The organism is Kribbella sp. NBC_01510 (assembly GCF_045040325.1).
Taxonomy (GTDB): domain Bacteria; phylum Actinomycetota; class Actinomycetes; order Propionibacteriales; family Kribbellaceae; genus Kribbella.
Genome location: NZ_CP109418.1, coordinates 5,290,294 through 5,307,170 on the forward strand (window position 1 = coordinate 5,290,294; position 16,877 = coordinate 5,307,170).

The following is a 16,877-nucleotide window of genomic DNA, read 5'->3' on the forward strand; positions in this document are numbered from 1 at the left end:
CATCGAGTGACGGCGGTAGGTTCGGGGCATGCGTGAATCCCAACTCGGCGATCTGACCGTTTCCTGCCTCGGCCTCGGCTGCATGGGGATGTCCCAGTCGTACGGCGTGACCTCGGACGAGGCCGAGTCCGTCGCCACCCTGCACGCGGCGATCGACGCGGGCTGCACCTTCCTCGACACCGCCGACGTGTACGGCGCCGGCGAGAACGAGGAACTCGTCGGCCGCGCACTGGCCGGCCGTCGCGACGAGGTGGTGCTCGCCACCAAGTTCGGCTTCAAGAAGCCTGGGGCCGGCCTCGGCCTCGCGAACCAGGTCGACGGTTCGCCGGAGTACGCCGTACAGGCCTTGGACGCATCGTTGCGCCGGCTGGGCGTGGACCACGTCGACCTGTGGTACCTGCACCGGCGTGACCCGCAGGTGCCGATCGAGGAGACGGTCGGTGCGATGGCTTCGCAGGTCCAGGCCGGCAAGGTGCGGTACCTGGGGCTGTCCGAGGTGAACGGTGACACGGTCCGGGCCGCGCACGCCGTGCACCCGATCAGCGCCGTCCAGAGTGAGTGGTCGCTGTGGACGCGCGACCCGGAGACCGTCGTACTGCCGACGCTGCGGGAGCTCGGGATCGGGTTCGTGCCGTTCAGCCCGCTCGGGCGCGGGTTCCTGACCGGGCAGCTCAAGTCGCCGGAGGACTTCGAGCCGGACGACATGCGGCGCGGGCTGCCGCGGTTCCAGGGCGAGAACTTCCAGCGCAACCTCGACCTGGTCGCCAAGGTGCAGGAGCTGGCGGCGGCCAAGGGGATCACGCCCGGCCAGCTGGCGCTCGCCTGGCTGCTTGCTCAGGGCAACGATGTGGCGCCGATCCCGGGGACGAAGCGGCGCAAGTACCTGGCCGAGAATCTCGGTGCGGTCGACGTCACGCTGACGGCGTCCGAACTGGCCGCGCTCGACGAGGCGTTCCCGGCGGAGGCGGTGTCCGGGCAGCGGTACACCGACGGTGGAATGGACCTGGTGGGGAAGTGATCGGCGTCACCGCTGCGACCGGCGGCCTCGGGTCCCGGATCGCGCGGCGGCTGGCGGATTCCGGCGTACGCCAGCGGCTGATCGTCCGGGATCCCGGACGGGCTCCGTCGTTGCCGGACACTGAGGTGGCGCAGGCCGCGTACGGCGAGCAGGCCGCGCTGCTGAACGCGCTCGACGGGGTCGACACGTTGATGTTGCTCAGTGCAACGGAATCGGCGGATCGGGTCGCGTTGCACAAGGCAACGGTTGACGCGGCGGTGGCGGCGGGAGTCAGGCGGATCGTCTACACGTCGTTCGCCGGCGCGGCGCCAGGGGCGACGTTCACGTTCGCGCGGGACCATTGGCACACGGAGCAGCACATCCGGTCGACCGGTGTCGGCTTCACGTTCCTGCGGGACAACTTGTATCTCGACTTCGTACCTGGGTTCGCGGGCGAGGACGGGGTGATTCGCGGTCCGGCCGGAGACGGGCGGACGGCCGCGGTCGCGCGGGATGACGTGGCGGCGGTAGCGGCCCGGGTGCTGGTGGACTCGGGGCACTCCGGGGCGACGTACGACCTGACCGGGCCGGCCGCGTTCACGCTCGCCGAGGCGGCCGCCGTACTCACGGAGGCGTGGGGGCGGAAGGTCCGCTACGAGCCCGAGACGCTGGACGAGGCGTATCGCTCCCGCGAGTGCTTCGGCGCTCCGCCGTGGGAGGTTGCCGGGTGGGTCACGTCGTACGCCGCGATCGCGAGCGGCGAGCTCAGCCACCTCTCGACCGCCGTCGAGGACATCACCGGTGCTCGGCCGATCAGCCTCGAGGAGTATGTCGGTCGCGGGTGAGAGACTGGCCGTGTGCCGCTCTACCGGGATGAGGCGATCGTGCTGCGCACCCAGAAGCTGGGTGAGGCGGACCGGATCGCCACGCTGCTGACGCGCGGGCGCGGCAAGGTCCGCGCGGTCGCCAAGGGAGTCCGCCGTACGTCGTCCCGGTTCGGCGCGCGGCTCGAGCCGTTCAGCCACGTCGACCTGCAACTCGCTACCGGCCGCACCCTCGACGTCGTCACCCAGGCCGAGTCGATCGCGGCGTACGGCGAGGGGATCGTCGGCGACTACGCGCGGTACACCACCGGCACGGTCCTCCTGGAGACCGCCGACCGCCTCGTCGTCGAGGAGAAGGAACCCGCCACCCAGCATCACCTGCTACTGGCCGGCGCCCTCCGCGTCCTGTCCACCGGCGAACGCGAACCAGGCCTGGTCCTCGACTCCTTCCTGCTCCGCTCCCTGGCGATCTCCGGCTATGCCCCGTCCTTCGGCGACTGCGCCCGCTGCGGCGAACCAGGCCCCCACCGAGCCTTCAACCCCGCCGCCGGCGGCATGGTCTGCTCCTCCTGCCGCCCCCCAGCCTCAGCCATGCCCTCCCCAGCCACCGTCACCCACCTGGCCGCCCTCCTCACCGGCGACTGGCCCACCGCCCTCCAAGCCGACCCCCGAACCCGCCGAGAAGCCACCAGCCTCACCGCCGCCTTCTTCACCTACCACCAAGACCACCAACTCCGCTCCCTCCCCCACCTAGACCTGAGTTCGGGAACTGGCAGCTGACCGACCGCCTAGACATCCTGCTCGGCGCCCTTGGACTTCTCGAGATCCTGCCCGGTGGACTTGCGGGCCTCCGATGTACTCGTGGGTGCCTGGACGTTCCCCGGCCGCGCCACCCCTTCGAGAGCGGCGTACTGAGCGGAGCCGCGCTGGTTCCCGCTCAGAGCAGGAGAACTGCCCCGTTGCTCCGGTGGCACCACGGCGTTGAGCTGCTTCGCAAAGTCCTTGAGCTCCTGCCCTTCCGCCATCGTGTCGATCAGCGCGGACATCGTGCGCGGGTCGCGGCGGTAACCCCTGAGCATGTCCTGCATGCCCTGCTGAACCCGCTCGGGATCCTCCTCGAGCTTGCGGCTCAGAAACTGGTTGAGGCTTTCGACCCGCATCGCGTTCGGCCCGGACGACGGCGGATCGAAGTCCTTGAGGTTGTCCGTGACGAGGACATCCGACTCGCTGGCAACAGCACCCGCAAGCACATGCTTGTCCTTCGGATCCGCCTGCATCTGATCCTGCAGCTCCTGCGGAGGAGCTTCTGTCATCGCGTCTTCGAACGCCGCGTTCATCATCGTGATGCGCCTGTCGATAGCCTTCTCCGACAGCCCCGGTGGCCGATTGCGGCGCATCTCATCGATGACCTGCTGTGTCCAGCGGGGTTCGAAGACCTGGTTGTCGGCCAGTGACAAGAGGATGTCGTTGGTCTGCTGTCCACGGATCACGTTGGCATCCAGGAACGCCCGCTCCGGGCGGCCCGAGTTGGGCGCGGATGACTCGGTCACGACGACGGCCCGCTGTCGTCCGTCGGATCCTCGGCCAGAAGCTCGTCGAGGATTGCCCGCCGCCGCAAGCGGCGCTCGTTGTCCCAGTTGATGATGTCGGCCAGCTGCACCCAGTCCACGTACTGCGACGACCGAAACGGAACCTCCCCCGCGGCGACGTGCTTGCGCAGATCGTCCCGCCCCATCCCGATGGCATCCGCGGCCTCATCAATCGGCAACTCGGGTCGCAACGGAGTGATCTTGACCGCCCGTCCGGCCCGCATCGCCGCAACCACATGCTGCACAGCCCGAAACACCAGCGGCGGAATGTCCTCCCGTGTCCCATCAGGCCCCACCACTGCCGGCCCGCCCTGCACGATCGGTCGTTCATCCGGATCGAGCAGGTAGATCCGCGAGTCAGTAGTAGGCCCAGTCATAGACAGATCGTAACCAAACTCGGGTCTCGCCACCGGTAAGAAGCCGCACCCCTGTGGACAACGGCCAGCCGGCCGTGTGAAGGAGTACGGCGCCTGATCGCCGGCACCTCAGCACCCGCTCTTGGCCGGCGCAACCGCCTCCGACCCATCAGGATCCACCAACACCGGCACAGCATCCGCGATCCGCAGCTGTGTTGCGGCCTGCTGTGTCATCGAGAGCTGTCCGGTATCGCCCAGGGTGCTCTGCCACGTGATGTCCCACTGGGCGGTCGCCGCGACCGGATACTTGCAGCTGGGGAGTTCCCGAGACGTCTTCTTGTATCGATATCCACAGTCAGGTGAGTCCTTGACGCCCATCGCCTTCGTGTAGGGCGTACCCGCGGCCTCACACCGAATCGTGTTCCCATCCCCAAGCGACCAATTGACCGCCTTGACCTGCGCAGTAGCCGTCACCGACAACCCCGGCACACTCGCAGTCCGCACGATGGGCCCCCAGGTGTTCTGCGTCTTGTCCACCCAGAACCAGACCGGCATATTCACCAACCCAACCTGCCCCACTCCAGGCGCTGACTTGACCAACGGCGGCGCCAACTGCATTTGCGCGATGGCTTGGTATACCAGAGTCACAGGATCGACGACCGCTGTGTCGGGCGCTCCTGGCAGCCAGACCCATCGAGTCACCACGTGCCGCCCCTCGTCGTATCCCAGCTCCCGGACACACGCCCAGATGCTGCCATCCGTGTGCCCTTCCCACCTTGGATCGCTGTACGGGGGCGGCGGGCTCAAGCTCTGCAGGTAGCACTGCTGGCTGTTCGACCAGTTGCCCAGCGCCGATGTACACGCCTGCGGAGCACCGTTGTACAGGCACAGCGGCTTCGGCTGCTTGGCGGGCTTCTTGCCAGGGTGCGGCGTCTTCTTATCGCCTTCCGCGACGGAGCGCAGAATCCACATACAGTCGTGGTTCGTATTGCAGATGAGCACGTAATCGCCCTTGGGCTTCGGCGGCACCTTGTTGTAGACCTGCGCCGAGGCGGCCGGTGCGAACGTCGTCCCAAGCAGGACGAAAGCCGTTGCCAGAAAGGCAGCCCTCAGCATGAGCCTGCGTCTTTCTCGTTGACGAGGAACCACATCTCATTGGCCCGACCGGCCGGTGGCGCGTAGACCAGCGTCGCCTGGGCCTTGTGCCGTTTCCCATTTCCAGGGCCGACTGGCACAGGCTTGCGGGTCGCCTGGTAGCGCAGCGACGTCTTGGAAGTGTCCAGGCAGACGTTGAGAAGGACCTCGGGCTGCTCCCCATCTAGCTTGACTGACGCCACGGACATCGACGTCACGATGACTTTGCCCTCCTGGTACCAACCACGATCCTGGTTGAACTTCACGTCCCCCAGCACCTGGATGATCCACTCGCCGCCGTTTCCAGCCTGCTGGAGCTTTGCGCGGGTCGCCGTCGACGGACTGCCGAGCGCCGCGTCGATGGCTGTTCGCGCGGCAGCGTACTGCGCTTTGGCGGCGGTGATTGCTGTTTGTTGTTCGGCGGTCCAGGTTGGGGTTGATGGTGCTGTTGGGGTTGGGGTCGCTGAGGGGGTGGTGTTGGGATGGCCGGCTTCGGGGGAGCCTTGGCAGGCGGTCAGCGCGGTGAGGGCGCAGAGGGCTGCTAGGGCGGGGCCGAGGGCCGGTCGGGGGGTCATGCGGGCTCCGTTCTGGGTTGCGGGTGGTGTAAGGGTGTCATACGGAGGGTGTTCGGAGGGGTGGTTTATCCACAGGTTGCAGGTTCGTGCAAAGGGGTGGGTGTGGCGCGGTGCCGGGCGTGGGAGAGGATCGGCATATGTCGCCATTGGGTCGTCGTCGGGGTCGGGTTGAGGGGCTTCGGGTGGGGGAGAAGGTGGTGGTTCCGCCTGAGGTGCATCCTTCGGGGGAGCGGGCGCCGGCGGTGCCGAGGGAGTTGGTGCCTCGGCATGTGGCGATTGTCATGGATGGGAACGGGCGGTGGGCCAAGCAGCGGGGGCTGCCTCGGACCGAGGGGCACAAGGCGGGGGAGGCTTCGCTGCTGGATGTGATCAAGGGTGGGATCGAGATCGGGGTGAAGTACATCTCGGCGTACGCGTTCTCGACGGAGAACTGGGCGCGGTCGCCGGAAGAGGTGCGGTTCCTGATGGGGTTCAACCGCGAGGTGATCCACCGTCGGCGGGACGAGTTGGACGCGATGGGGGTCCGGGTGGTGTGGTCCGGGCGGCGGCCGCGGTTGTGGAAGAGCGTGATCGACGAACTGGAGCGTGCGCAGGAGCGGACCAAGGACAACGACACGATCACCCTGCAGTTCTGCGTGAACTACGGCGGTCGCGCGGAGATCGCCGACGCGATGAAGGCGATCGCGCGGGATGTTGCCGCAGGCAAGCTCAAGCCGGACCGGATCACCGAGCAGACGATCGCCCGGCATCTCTATGCGCCGGACATCCCCGAGGTGGACCTGTTCGTCCGGTCCTCCGGTGAGCAGCGGACCAGCAACTTCCTGGTCTGGCAGCTCGCGTACGCCGAGATGGTCTTCCTCGACACACTCTGGCCGGACTTCGACCGCCGCGACCTGTGGCGCGCGATCGAGCTCTACGCCCAGCGCGATCGCCGGTACGGCGGCGCCGTCCCCAACGAGGTGTCTCAGTGAGCGCGGGGATTCGGGAGTAGGCCCCGCTCCATCGCAACAGTGACGGCTCGGGTGCGGTCGTCCACATCCAGCTTCGTGAACAGCCGCTGGAGATGCGTCTTCACAGTCGCCTCGCCGATGAAGAGCTCTCGGCCGATCTCCGCGTTACTGAGGCCGCGAGCCACCGCCGCGAGGACCTCGAGCTCGCGAGGTGACGGCTGGGCCGCGGCGGGCGCGGCCGGCGTACGCAGGCGGTTCATCAGGCGCGCCGCGACCGGCGGCGCGAGGACGGTCTCACCACGGGCCGCGGAGCGAATCCCGTCCAACAACTCGGCGTGGGGAGTGTCCTTCAGCAGATACCCCGCCGCGCCCGCCTCGACCGCGTGCAGGATGTCGGTGTCGGTGTCGTACGTCGTCAGCACGAGCACCCGCGTCGACGGGTACCGGGCCACGATCCCACCAGTAGCCCACACCCCGTCGCGCCCAGGCATCCGCAGATCCATCAGTACGACGTCGGGCCGCGTCGACTCGACCAGCGCGAGAGCCTCCGCGCCGTCACCGGCCTCGCCGACCACCGCGATGTCGTCGGTCACCGCGAGCATGCCGATCAGCCCGGACCGCACCACCGGATGATCGTCGACCACCAGAACCCGAATCACGCATCCTCCTGCGCCGTAGCCGGTATCAGCACCTGAACGCGAGTACCCCGCCCCGGCGCGCTCTCCACCTGCACCGAACCACCCGACTCCTCGACCCGCCCGCGCATCGCGGTCAGCCCGAAGCCACCGGACACCGCGGCCGGCGTGAACCCGGACCCGTCGTCCCGGATCTCGATCCACACCCCGCCGTCCGACAGCCCCAGCGTGATCCGTACCTGCGTCGCCCGGGCGTGCTTGCGCACATTTGCCAGCGCCTCCTGAGCGGATCGCAGCAACACCACCTGCTGCGCCTGCGGCAGCGCGGCGACCTCCTCGTCCGGTAGGTCCAGCGACACCTGTACGTCGACGCCCGTCTCGGCCGCGAACCGTTCGGCCTGCCGCCGCAGCACCTCGGACAATGTTGCCTCCGACAACGCAACCGGCGTGAACGCGGCAACCAGCGCGCGGGCTTCAGCCAGGTTCTCCCGGGCGGTGTCCTCGATCGCCGCCAGCCGGGCTGCGGCGCCGTCGGTCCCGCCGCGCTGCAGTTCGACCGCGGCGGTCTGGGCCAGCATGACAATGCTCGTCATCCCTTGCGCGAGCGTGTCGTGGATCTCCCGAGCCATCCGCTCCCGCTCGGCCATCACACCGGCGCTGTGGTGCGCTTCGTTGAGCTCGTCCCGGGCCGACTCGAGTTGCTCGATCAGCTCGGCCCGTTGCTGGCTCTGGGTGATCACCTTCTCGATCCAGATCCCGAACAGCAGGCTTACGACCAGGCTGACCAGCATCCACGGCAGGATGTCCCAGAACGCGCCCCAGCCCCATCCGACGTTCCACAGCTGCGCCGCGCCGACGCCGACCACCAGCAGCAGGCTGAGCGCCGCGCCCTCGCGCACGTCCTCACAGAGCAGCCAGATCTGCGCCGACGCGATGAACATCAGGAACACCGACTGCGGATGCAGCGCGACCAGCACCACCAGGCAGGCGATCAGCACGAGCCGATAGGCGTACGACCGAAGCGCGCGGCGGGACCGGATCGCGGGCATCCCGATGAACTGGTACGCCGCCCCGAGCACCACCGCCGCCCCGACGAACACCGCCTGCCGCGTCGGGGTCAGGTCCCCGGAGAAGGACAGCGCCAGCGTCATCGCCAGCAGCACCCAGAACACGATGTGCCAGCCGACCAGCGTCCGCGTCCACACGGGCTGGTCGACCCCGGTGTCAGAGCTCTCCACGGCCACCATCTTCCTCCACACCAGGACCCACGCTCGCGGCGCGCTCCAGGCGGCCGGCCCGGTACGACGCCGGGCCGGTGCGGCCGGCGTCGTACCGGAGAGCTCGTTCATCAGCCCGCGTCCCGCCGGGTCCAGCGGAAGACGCGCTGGGCGACGAACAGGCCCACAATCAGCCAGACTGTGAGCACGATCGCGCAGGTGCCCAGCTGCCACGAGCCACCCGGCTCGTTCACCTCGAACCCGTCCGGCAGGAACACCGCCCGCATGCCCTGGGCCAGCCACTTCAGCGGGAATGCCGAGGCGACGCCGCGCATCCAGGGCGGCAGGCTGCTGTAGACGAAGTACACGCCGGACATGAACTGCAGCAGCAGGACCACCGGAGCGACGACCGCGGACGCCGCCTTGCCGGATCTCGGTACGACGCTGAACGCGATCCCCAGCGCCGACCCCGACGCGGTACCGAGAACGAAGATCCACACGAAGTTCGCCCACTTGGCCGGGTCGGTCGGCAGGTCGACGCCGAGCAGCACCCCGGAGATCGTCAGCAGCAACGCGATCTGCGCGATCGAGGTGATCAGGACCAGGCCGATCTTGCCGACGAAGTAGGACTGTGGGGGCATCGGCATACCGCGCAGCCGCTTCAGCAGGCCGTCGTCGCGCTCCAGCGCGATGCTGACCGCGAGCGACTGGAAGCTGCTCAGGAAGATGCCGGACGCAATCATCCCGGGCGTGAAGTAGGTCGCGGCGTTGACGCCGTTGAAGTCGGTGCTGCCGAAGACGGCCGAGAAGATGCCGAGGAAGATGATCGGGAAGAAGAAGGTGAAGATCAGCGCCTCCCGCTCCCGGAAGAACTCGCGGACCTCGAGCTTGGTGCGGGCCAGGCCGATCGACAGCGTCGACGGCAGCGGCTTGGTGGACGTGTCGGCCATCAGAGTGCTCCAGCTTCGATCGCAACAGCGGCCCGGTCGGCGGCGGTGACGTTGCCGATCAGGTCCAGGTAGATGTCTTCCAGGCTCGGGCGCCGTACTTCGAGCTCCGGTACTTCGCCGCCGAAGCGCTGCATCAGCGCGGCGACCTCGGCCGTCGGCTGGTCGGTGCGCAGCTCGTGCGGGCCGTCGGCGTCGCTCCAGGAGACCCGCGCGGTCCGGGCTCCGCGTCCGCCGAGCGTCTCCGGTGTTGCGATCTCGAGCATCCGGCCGTCGGCGATCACCCCGACCCGGTCGGCCAGGTGTTCGGCCTCGTCCAGGTAGTGGGTGGTCAGCAGGATCGTCGTACCGCTCGTCCGCAGGCCCTCGATCAGCGTCCAGAACTGCCGCCGCGCCTCGGGGTCGAACCCGGTCGTCGGTTCGTCCAGGAACAGCAGCTCCGGGTTGCCGATCACACCGAGCGCCACATCGAGCCGCCGGCGTTGTCCACCGGACAGTTTGCGCGGACGGGTCTTGCGCTTCTCCTCCAGCCCCACGGAGGCGATCACCTCGTCCGGGTCGCGCGGGTTGGGGTAGTAGCCGGCGTAGTGGTTGACCAGCTCGGACACCGTGGACTCGGCCTCGTCGCGCGACGTCTGCAGCACGATCCCGAGCCGGCTGCGCCAGTGCCGGTCGCCGTGCCCCGGGTCGGTGCCGAGCACGCTGATCTCACCCTCGTCGGCCCGGCGATACCCCTCCAGGATCTCCGTGGTCGTCGTCTTGCCGGCCCCGTTCGGCCCGAGCAGGGCGAACACCTCACCCCGATGGATGTCCAGATCGACGCCGTCAACCGCGACCTTGTCGGGGTATCGCTTCACCAGGCCCCGCACCCGCACTGCGTTGTCTGTCTGCATGCCTCAACCTTCACGTTCCGGCACCGTCCCCCGGGAGCACCGCCCGATGGACTCGGTGTCCCCCGACCGGTGGACAGAGGCGTACGTAAGAACAGGTGGTAGTCGGCTCGGCGAGGGGTCGCCGGTGGTTGCTCAGGCGGGCGCGGGCATGTACGCACACGACTACGTCCTGTCGTTACGCACGCCGCCACGCCCGCGAAGGATGACGGGATCGCCCGGTGGCGGATAGCGTCGGGGAATGGTTCAGACGGTGCGTGGTGTGGTGGCGAAGGGCAAAGGCCAACCGGTGTCGATCGAGGAGATCACGATCCCGGATCCCGGTCCGGGGGAGGCGGTGGTGAAGATCCAGGCGTGCGGCGTCTGCCACACGGACCTGCACTACCGCGAGGGCGGCATCAACGACGATTTCCCCTTCCTGTTGGGTCACGAGGCGGCCGGTATCGTGGAGTCGGTCGGCGACGGCGTCACCGACGTCCAGCCGGGCGACTTCGTCGTCCTGAACTGGCGGGCCGTCTGCGGCAACTGCCGGGCCTGCCTGCGCGGCCGTCCCTGGTATTGCTTCAACACCCACAACGCCAAGCAGAAGATGACGCTGGCCGACGGCACCGAGCTGAGCCCGGCCCTCGGCATCGGCGCCTTCGCCGACAAGACCCTGGTCGCGGCCGGCCAGTGCACCAAGGTCGACCCGGCCGCCAAGCCGGAGGTCGCCGGCCTGCTCGGCTGCGGTGTGATGGCCGGGCTCGGGGCCGCGATCAACACCGGCAACGTCGGCCGCGGTGACAGCGTCGCCGTGATCGGCTCGGGCGGAGTCGGTACGGCGGCTGTCGTCGGAGCCCGCCTGGCCGGGGCGGCGAAAGTGATTGCCATCGACATCGACGACCGCAAGCTCACCGTGGCCCAGGAGCTCGGCGCCACCCACACGATCAACTCCAAGGGCCTCGACCACGACGGAGTCGTCGCCGCGGTCCAGGAGCTGACCGGCGGGTTCGGTGCGGATGTGGTGATCGACGCGGTCGGCCGTCCGGAGACGTGGAAGCAGGCGTTCTACGCCCGTGACCTGGCCGGCACCGTCGTCCTGGTCGGCGTACCGACGCCGGACATGACACTGGAGATGCCGCTGCTCGACTTCTTCGGCCGCGGCGGTTCCCTGAAGTCGAGCTGGTACGGCGACTGCCTGCCGACCCGGGACTTCCCGCTGCTGATCGACCTCCATCTCCAGGGTCGGCTACCGCTGGATCGCTTCGTCTCCGAGACGATTGCCCTTGACGACGTGGAGGCCGCGTTCACCAAGATGCATCACGGCGATGTGCTGCGCTCGGTCGTGGTGTTCTGAAAGGAGATCCAGACATCGGGTGTCGCGTCGGGCTTCCCGGCGATCGGGCGGCGTTCCGACGTCCACAGGTCGCCCGAGACCTCGGTGGCGACCCGGTGCCAGAACCGGACGGCTTTCGGGTTGTTCTCCTGGAATGCGACGTCAATCGGGCCGGGGTGGTGTGCGAGGACCTCGCGCACCGCCCGCAGCCCTAGTCCATTGCGCCGTACCGGTCGGACCATGAAGAAGGCGTTGAGCACTCGCACCGGTTGCGAGAGCGCCCGCATGAAGCAGAAGCCGACCGGACTCTCGCCGCTGTAGAACAAGTACCCGGCCCAGTCCGGGTCCCCGGTGAGCACCTTCTCCAGCCACTCGGTCCGGTAACTCCCGTCCGGCCGCGGCAGTTGGCCCTGGAACTCCGACATGTCGTGCCGGAACATCAGCCAGAACCGCTCCAGGACGACACGGTCCTCCGTGTCGGCTCGTCGTACGAACATAGGTCTCCTCACAAGGGTCTGAGAACGCAGAAAAGCCTCCCGCCGGAAGGAGATCCGGTACGGAAGGCTTACTGCGGTCAGCTTATCAGTCCAGCGCGGCAGTACTTCGGTCGACCCAGGTCATGTCCGGGTAGCGCGCGCCCATCGGCGTCAGCTTGGCGAGTGCGGCCAGGTCGTCCGCCGACAGTTCCAGCTCCAGCGTCGCGGCGTTCTCCTCGAGGTACTTGCGTCGCTTCGTTCCCGGGATCGGCGCCACGTCGTTGCCCTGAGCAAGCACCCAGGCCAGGGCGACCTGCCCGGGCGTCGCGTCGTACCGGGAGGCAACGGCGCGGATCTCGTCGACCAGCGCGAGATTCGCCTCGAGGTTCTCGTCGTTGAAGCGCGGCAGAGTACGCCGGAAGTCGTCGTCGGCGAGGTTCTTCGGCGCCGCGCCGGTCAGCATGCCGCGACCGAGCGGGGAGTACGGCACGATCCCGATGCCGAGCTCACGGCAGGTCGGCAGTACCGACTCCTCGATGTCCCGGCTGAACAGCGACCACTCGCTCTGCACCGCCGTGATCGGGTGTACGGCGTGCGCGCGCCGGATGGTGTCCACCGACGCCTCTGACAACCCGAGATACCGGACCTTCCCGGCCTCCACCAGTTCCGCCATCGCCCCGACCGTCTCCTCGACCGGTACGTCGGGATCCGCACGATGCTGGTAGTACAGGTCGACGTGGTCGAGGCCGAGCCGCCGCAGCGAAGCGTCGATCGACGACCGGACATAGCCGGGTGACCCGTTCACACCGCGCTTCGTGACGTCCCGCGGATCCATGACGATGCCGAACTTGGTCGCCAGGAACACCTCGTTCCGGCGATCGGCGATCGCCCGGCCGACCAGTTCCTCGTTGGCGCCGTACCCGTACATGTCGGCGGTGTCGAGGAAGGTGATGCCGAGGTCGAGCGCCCGGTGCAGCGTCGCGATCGACTCGGTGTCGTCGGTCGCGCCGTAGGCGAAGCTCATTCCCATACAGCCCAGTCCGAGGCGGCTGACCTCGGCGCCGTTGCTACCCAGTTTCATCAGAATCTCCCAGAAGTTGGCATGGCTCTGCCCGCCGACGGACCGCGCAAGGGGTCCTCGGCTGAGCGATGAACGGATTACGGAGTGGCGTTTCCGCCGTACACGGTGATCTTGTACTCGGTCACCGCGAGCGCCGCCTGCAGATCACGCATCCGGCGCTGGATGCCGGCCCGGTGCTCTTCCATCAGAGCGAGCCGCTGCGGCGCGGTGTGATCGCCCTGCTCGACCAGGTCCAGGTAGTGACTGATCGTGCCGATCGGCATGTCGGACGCCCGGAGCCGGGTGACGAACACGATCCGGCCCATCGCGTGCCGGTCGTAGCTGCGGTAGCCGGCGTCGTCGCGACCGACCTGGACCAGTCCGATCCGTTCGTAGTACCGCAGGGTGTGGGCGGTGAGCCCGGTGATCGCGGCGGCATCGGCGATCGAGAGGTGCTCGGGGAGGTCGTCGGGGAGCTCGAGCAGCCCCAGCAAGTGCCGGTCGACCGGCTGGTCGAGCAACTCCGTGGTGTTCATGTCGTCAACCGTAGGCCTTCGAGTGCGCTCAAAGGCAAAGGTGACCTGCGTCACAAGCGCTGGGGCTGCTGGCAGTCCGCGCAGGTCCCGAAGATCTCCAGCGTGTGGCTGACGTCGGCGTACCCGTGCTCGGCCGCGACCTTGTCCGCCCAGCGCTCGACCGCCGGGCCTTCGACCTCGACCGTGCGGCCGCAGTTGCGGCAGACCAGGTGGTGGTGGTGACCCTTCGAGCAGCGCCGGTACGCCGTCTCGCCGTCCGTGGTGCGCAGGACGTCGACCTCGCGCGAATCCGCGAGCGCCTGCAGGGTCCGGTAGACAGTGGTCAGGCCGACGGCCTCACCCGCGGTCCGGAGCTCCTGGTGGATCTCCTGCGCGGTCCGGAATTCGTCGAGGTTGTCGAGCGCGAGCGCGACCGCCGCGCGCTGACGGGTCGAGCGTGTTCCGATGGCCACCATTCCTCCTGTCCTCAAGTCACACCGATTCTCTCAGAAGTCAGCAAGCGAGTGCCCCGCGGCGGAGATCCTTCGGCGCTTCCGGCGCCCAGGCACGCACCTCACGGCACTTGGCGAACGTCCACGATGCACCACATCGAGGACGCTCGCCAAGCACCGTGATGCACGCACCTGGGCACCGCAATCACTCGAACTATCTCCACCGCGGGGCACTAGTGCTCATCCCAGTGATCGTCGTGGGCCGCGTGCAGGTGACCGTCGTGGACGTAGTCGAGATGATCGCCGTGCTCGACCTTCTTGTGGCCGCAGGCCGGGTTGTGCGCGTGCGGGTGACCAGAGCTCACCACATGCGGCTCCGGAGCCGGTACGCCGACCTCCGGCTCCTCGTCCGCGAGCGGGCGGGCCCGGCCGGACCGCCGCCGGAGCAGCGTGCCCACCGCCGCGGCGACCACGAAGCACGCCAGCGCCAGTACGACGATGGTCGCGCCCGGAGCCACGTTCGCGTTGTACGACGTGATGATGCCGGCCAGGCACACCACGACACCGATCCCACACGCGGTCACGAACGTACTGCGGAAAGACCGGGTCAGCTGCTGTGCGGTCGCCACCGGGACCACCATGAGCGCGCTGACCAGCAGCAGGCCCACCGTCCGCATCGCCACGGTCACCGTCACGGCAGCCATGACCGCGATCACCAGGTTGAGCAGTTGGACCCGGAGTCCGGTAGTGCGGGCGAACTCCTCGTCCTGGCACACCGCGAACAACTGCGGTCCCAACCCGATCGCCACCACCAGGACGGTCACGGCCAGCCCGACGACGACGTACAGGTCGCTTGGGGACACAGTCGTCAGTGAACCGAACAGATAGGTGTTCAGGGTGGCGGCGCCTTGACCGGCAAGCCCGATAAGGAGCACACCGCCCGCGATGCCGCCGTAGAAGAGCAGTGCGAGCGCCACGTCGCCGCTGGCCTTGCCGCGGGCGCGGACCAGCTCGATCGCGGTCGCACCGGCGATCGCCACGAGGACCGCGGTGAACACCGGCGCCGTGCCGGTCAGCAGACCGAGGGCGACACCGGTGATCGCGATGTGGCCGATGCCATCACCCATCAACGACAGCCGCCGCTGGACCAGATAGGTGCCGATGGCAGGGGCAGACAGACCAGTCAGCAGCCCGGCAATCAACGCCCGCTGCATGAACTCCAGTTGGAACATGGTCATCAGGACGTCAGCCATCCCGGGTCGTCATCTGTGTGTGAGTGGTGGACATGGGCGTGGGTCTGGGAGGCGTGCGGCGGGCCGTCGTACACGATCCGGCCGCGGCGCAGGACGACCGAGCGGTCGATCAGCGCATCCATCGGGCCGAGGTCGTGGCTGACCATCACCACGGTGGTGCCGCGGGTGACCCGCTCCCGGATCGCGTCGGCGAAGATCTGCTGGCTGGCCAGGTCCACCCCGGCGGTCGGCTCGTCGAGGATCAGCAGCTCCGGGTCGGACACCAGCGCCCGCGCGATCAGGACCCGCTGCTGCTGCCCGCCGGACAGCTCGGCCACCGCGTCCTTGTGCCGGTCGGCCATGTCGACGATCTCCAACGCCGCGTCGATCGCCTCCTTGCCGGCCGAGCCGAGTGGGGTGAACATCCGCCGCTTCGACAGCAGTCCGGACGACACCACCTCGTAGACGGTCGCCGGTACGCCGCCGGCCGCGGTGATCCGCTGCGGGACGTACCCGACCCGACGCCACTGCCGGAAGCGGGGGACCGGCGTGCCGAAGAGGCGGACCCCTCCACGAGCAGCCGGGAGCAGACCGACGATGGTCCGGATCAGCGTGGACTTGCCGGAGCCGTTGGTGCCGAGAACCGCGACCACCTCGCCCTGGCGGATCTGCAGGTCGACGCCCCGGAGCACGAGACGACCGCCCAGGTCGACCGAGAGATCGGCGACCTGAACGGCCTTCGCGGAGGTTTCTGGAGGTGTCACGCGCAGCTGTTCGCCTTCTCGAGCTCCTGGAGATTCTGCCGCATCAGGGTCAGGTAGGTTTCCTGCGAGTTCGCGTCCGACAGGCCCTCGATCGGACTCAGTACGGCGGTGTGCACGCCGACGTCCCGGGCGATCGTCTCGGCCACCTTCGGGCTGACCAGTTCCTCGTAGAAGATCGTGGTCACCTGCTGTGCCTTCACGATGTCCTGGACCTCCTTGATCCGGGCCGGGGTCGGCTCGGCGTCCGGGGTGAACCCGGCGATGCCGACCATCGTCAGACCGTATCGCTTCGCGAGGTAGGCGAAGGCCTGATGACTCGTCACGAAGGTCTTGAGCCGGCAGTCGGCCAGGCCGGTCTTGAAGTCGCTGTCGAGCTTGCCGATCTCGGCCAGCAGAGTCTTGGCCCGGGCGTGGTAGCCCTCGGCGTTCGCGCTGTCGGTGGCGACCAGCTTCTCGGTGACCGCGTTGATGACATCGGCGTACCGGACCGGGTCGAGCCAGAAGTGCGGGTCGAGCGCGTCCTCGGTGTGCGCGGCCGGTGCCGCGCCGCCGGGCTCCTGATGCTCCTCGAAGTCGGCGCCCGTGGCCTCCAGCTTGGCGGCCGGGGCGACATCGAAGCCGGCGTCCTTGGCGTTCTGGTCGATCGCCTCGTCGACGGCCGGTTGCAGGCCCTTCTCGTAGACGACCAGGTTCGCGGTGGCGACGTGGCCGACCTGCTTGGGGGTGAGTTCCAGGTCGTGCGGCTCGACACCCGGCGCGGTCAGGGTGGTGACGTGCACCGCGTCGCCCCCCACTGAGCGGGCGATGAACTCGAGCGGGTAGAACGAAGTCACGACGTCGAGCTTGCCGTCGCCAGAGCCACTGGCGGTCGAGCCACCACACCCCACCAGGGTGAGGGCCGCCAGGGCGGTGGCGCCGGCGACGACAGCACGAGTACTAGATCTCATGA

General features: G+C 68.3%; 20 protein-coding genes. 5 read left to right on the forward strand and 15 right to left on the reverse strand.

What is annotated here, in order from left to right; genetic code table 11:
• Positions 1-28: 28 nt before the first annotated feature.
• The 3 genes from OG558_RS26650 to recO are packed head-to-tail and all read left to right on the forward strand — an operon-like array spanning position 29 to position 2,601.
• Positions 29-1,018, forward strand: a complete 990-nt coding sequence (locus OG558_RS26650; RefSeq protein WP_405065457.1) for an aldo/keto reductase — start codon at positions 29-31, stop codon at positions 1,016-1,018.
• Entirely contained in the window at positions 1,015-1,842 is an 828-nt protein-coding gene (locus tag OG558_RS26655) for an SDR family oxidoreductase (protein ID WP_405065458.1), read from the forward strand. The genes OG558_RS26650 and OG558_RS26655 overlap by 4 nt, the downstream gene beginning before the upstream one ends.
• 12 nt (positions 1,843-1,854) lie before the next feature.
• Positions 1,855-2,601, forward strand: a complete 747-nt coding sequence (gene recO, locus OG558_RS26660; protein WP_405065459.1) for a DNA repair protein RecO — start codon at positions 1,855-1,857, stop codon at positions 2,599-2,601.
• Between the two features lie 8 nt (positions 2,602-2,609).
• Here the strand turns inward: recO and OG558_RS26665 are convergent, their stop codons facing one another.
• From OG558_RS26665 to OG558_RS26680, 4 genes are all read right to left on the reverse strand, one after another.
• Complete coding sequence (locus OG558_RS26665; protein WP_405065460.1) at positions 2,610-3,371, reverse strand: PIN domain-containing protein; 762 nt, start codon at positions 3,369-3,371, stop codon at positions 2,610-2,612.
• Entirely contained in the window at positions 3,368-3,787 is a 420-nt protein-coding gene (locus OG558_RS26670) for a hypothetical protein (RefSeq protein WP_405065461.1), read from the reverse strand. Before OG558_RS26670 ends, OG558_RS26665 begins: the two co-directional genes overlap by 4 nt.
• A 108-nt stretch (positions 3,788-3,895) precedes the next feature.
• The gene (locus OG558_RS26675; RefSeq protein WP_405065462.1) at positions 3,896-4,915 is read right to left on the reverse strand and encodes a hypothetical protein; all 1,020 of its coding nucleotides are present in this window, start codon (positions 4,913-4,915) and stop codon (positions 3,896-3,898) included.
• Complete coding sequence (locus OG558_RS26680) at positions 4,876-5,475, reverse strand: hypothetical protein (RefSeq protein WP_405065463.1); 600 nt, start codon at positions 5,473-5,475, stop codon at positions 4,876-4,878. Before OG558_RS26680 ends, OG558_RS26675 begins: the two co-directional genes overlap by 40 nt.
• Before the next feature lie 137 nt (positions 5,476-5,612).
• On the opposite strand from OG558_RS26680, the gene OG558_RS26685 reads away from it, so the two are divergent.
• Positions 5,613-6,446, forward strand: coding sequence for an isoprenyl transferase (locus OG558_RS26685; RefSeq protein ID WP_405065464.1), 834 nt, complete (start codon positions 5,613-5,615; stop codon positions 6,444-6,446).
• Here OG558_RS26685 and OG558_RS26690 read toward each other — a convergent pair.
• The 4 genes from OG558_RS26690 to OG558_RS26705 are packed head-to-tail and all read right to left on the reverse strand — an operon-like array spanning position 6,440 to position 10,117.
• Entirely contained in the window at positions 6,440-7,084 is a 645-nt protein-coding gene (locus tag OG558_RS26690) for a response regulator transcription factor (RefSeq protein WP_328522291.1), read from the reverse strand. The genes OG558_RS26685 and OG558_RS26690 overlap by 7 nt on opposite strands.
• Complete coding sequence (locus OG558_RS26695) at positions 7,081-8,409, reverse strand: sensor histidine kinase (protein WP_405065465.1); 1,329 nt, start codon at positions 8,407-8,409, stop codon at positions 7,081-7,083. Before OG558_RS26695 ends, OG558_RS26690 begins: the two co-directional genes overlap by 4 nt.
• Positions 8,409-9,227: an ABC transporter permease gene (locus OG558_RS26700; protein WP_405065466.1), complete on the reverse strand. Its 819-nt coding sequence runs from the start codon at positions 9,225-9,227 to the stop codon at positions 8,409-8,411. Before OG558_RS26700 ends, OG558_RS26695 begins: the two co-directional genes overlap by 1 nt.
• A complete protein-coding gene (locus OG558_RS26705) occupies positions 9,227-10,117 on the reverse strand; it encodes an ABC transporter ATP-binding protein (RefSeq protein WP_405065467.1) in 891 nt (296 codons plus the stop codon). Before OG558_RS26705 ends, OG558_RS26700 begins: the two co-directional genes overlap by 1 nt.
• Before the next feature lie 238 nt (positions 10,118-10,355).
• Here OG558_RS26705 and OG558_RS26710 point away from each other — a divergent pair, with 238 nt between their 5' ends.
• Complete coding sequence (locus tag OG558_RS26710) at positions 10,356-11,450, forward strand: S-(hydroxymethyl)mycothiol dehydrogenase (protein ID WP_405065468.1); 1,095 nt, start codon at positions 10,356-10,358, stop codon at positions 11,448-11,450.
• On the opposite strand, the gene OG558_RS26715 is transcribed toward OG558_RS26710, so the two are convergent.
• The 7 genes from OG558_RS26715 to OG558_RS26745 form a co-directional block, all read right to left on the reverse strand.
• Positions 11,414-11,926, reverse strand: a complete 513-nt coding sequence (locus OG558_RS26715) for a GNAT family N-acetyltransferase (protein WP_405065469.1) — start codon at positions 11,924-11,926, stop codon at positions 11,414-11,416. The genes OG558_RS26710 and OG558_RS26715 overlap by 37 nt on opposite strands.
• Before the next feature lie 85 nt (positions 11,927-12,011).
• On the reverse strand, positions 12,012-12,986 hold the full coding sequence (locus OG558_RS26720) for an aldo/keto reductase (RefSeq protein WP_405065470.1): 975 nt from the start codon (positions 12,984-12,986) through the stop codon (positions 12,012-12,014).
• A 77-nt stretch (positions 12,987-13,063) separates the two neighbouring features.
• Positions 13,064-13,501: a MerR family transcriptional regulator gene (locus OG558_RS26725; RefSeq protein WP_405065471.1), complete on the reverse strand. Its 438-nt coding sequence runs from the start codon at positions 13,499-13,501 to the stop codon at positions 13,064-13,066.
• 50 nt (positions 13,502-13,551) lie between these two features.
• On the reverse strand, positions 13,552-13,953 hold the full coding sequence (locus OG558_RS26730; protein WP_405065472.1) for a Fur family transcriptional regulator: 402 nt from the start codon (positions 13,951-13,953) through the stop codon (positions 13,552-13,554).
• Between the two features lie 212 nt (positions 13,954-14,165).
• Entirely contained in the window at positions 14,166-15,170 is a 1,005-nt protein-coding gene (locus OG558_RS26735; protein ID WP_329484878.1) for a metal ABC transporter permease, read from the reverse strand.
• Positions 15,170-15,928 (reverse strand): metal ABC transporter ATP-binding protein, encoded by a 759-nt coding sequence (locus tag OG558_RS26740; protein ID WP_405065473.1) that lies wholly within the window; start codon positions 15,926-15,928, stop codon positions 15,170-15,172. Before OG558_RS26740 ends, OG558_RS26735 begins: the two co-directional genes overlap by 1 nt.
• Entirely contained in the window at positions 15,925-16,875 is a 951-nt protein-coding gene (locus tag OG558_RS26745; RefSeq protein WP_405065474.1) for a metal ABC transporter substrate-binding protein, read from the reverse strand. The genes OG558_RS26740 and OG558_RS26745 overlap by 4 nt, the downstream gene beginning before the upstream one ends.
• Positions 16,876-16,877: the final 2 nt, after the last annotated feature.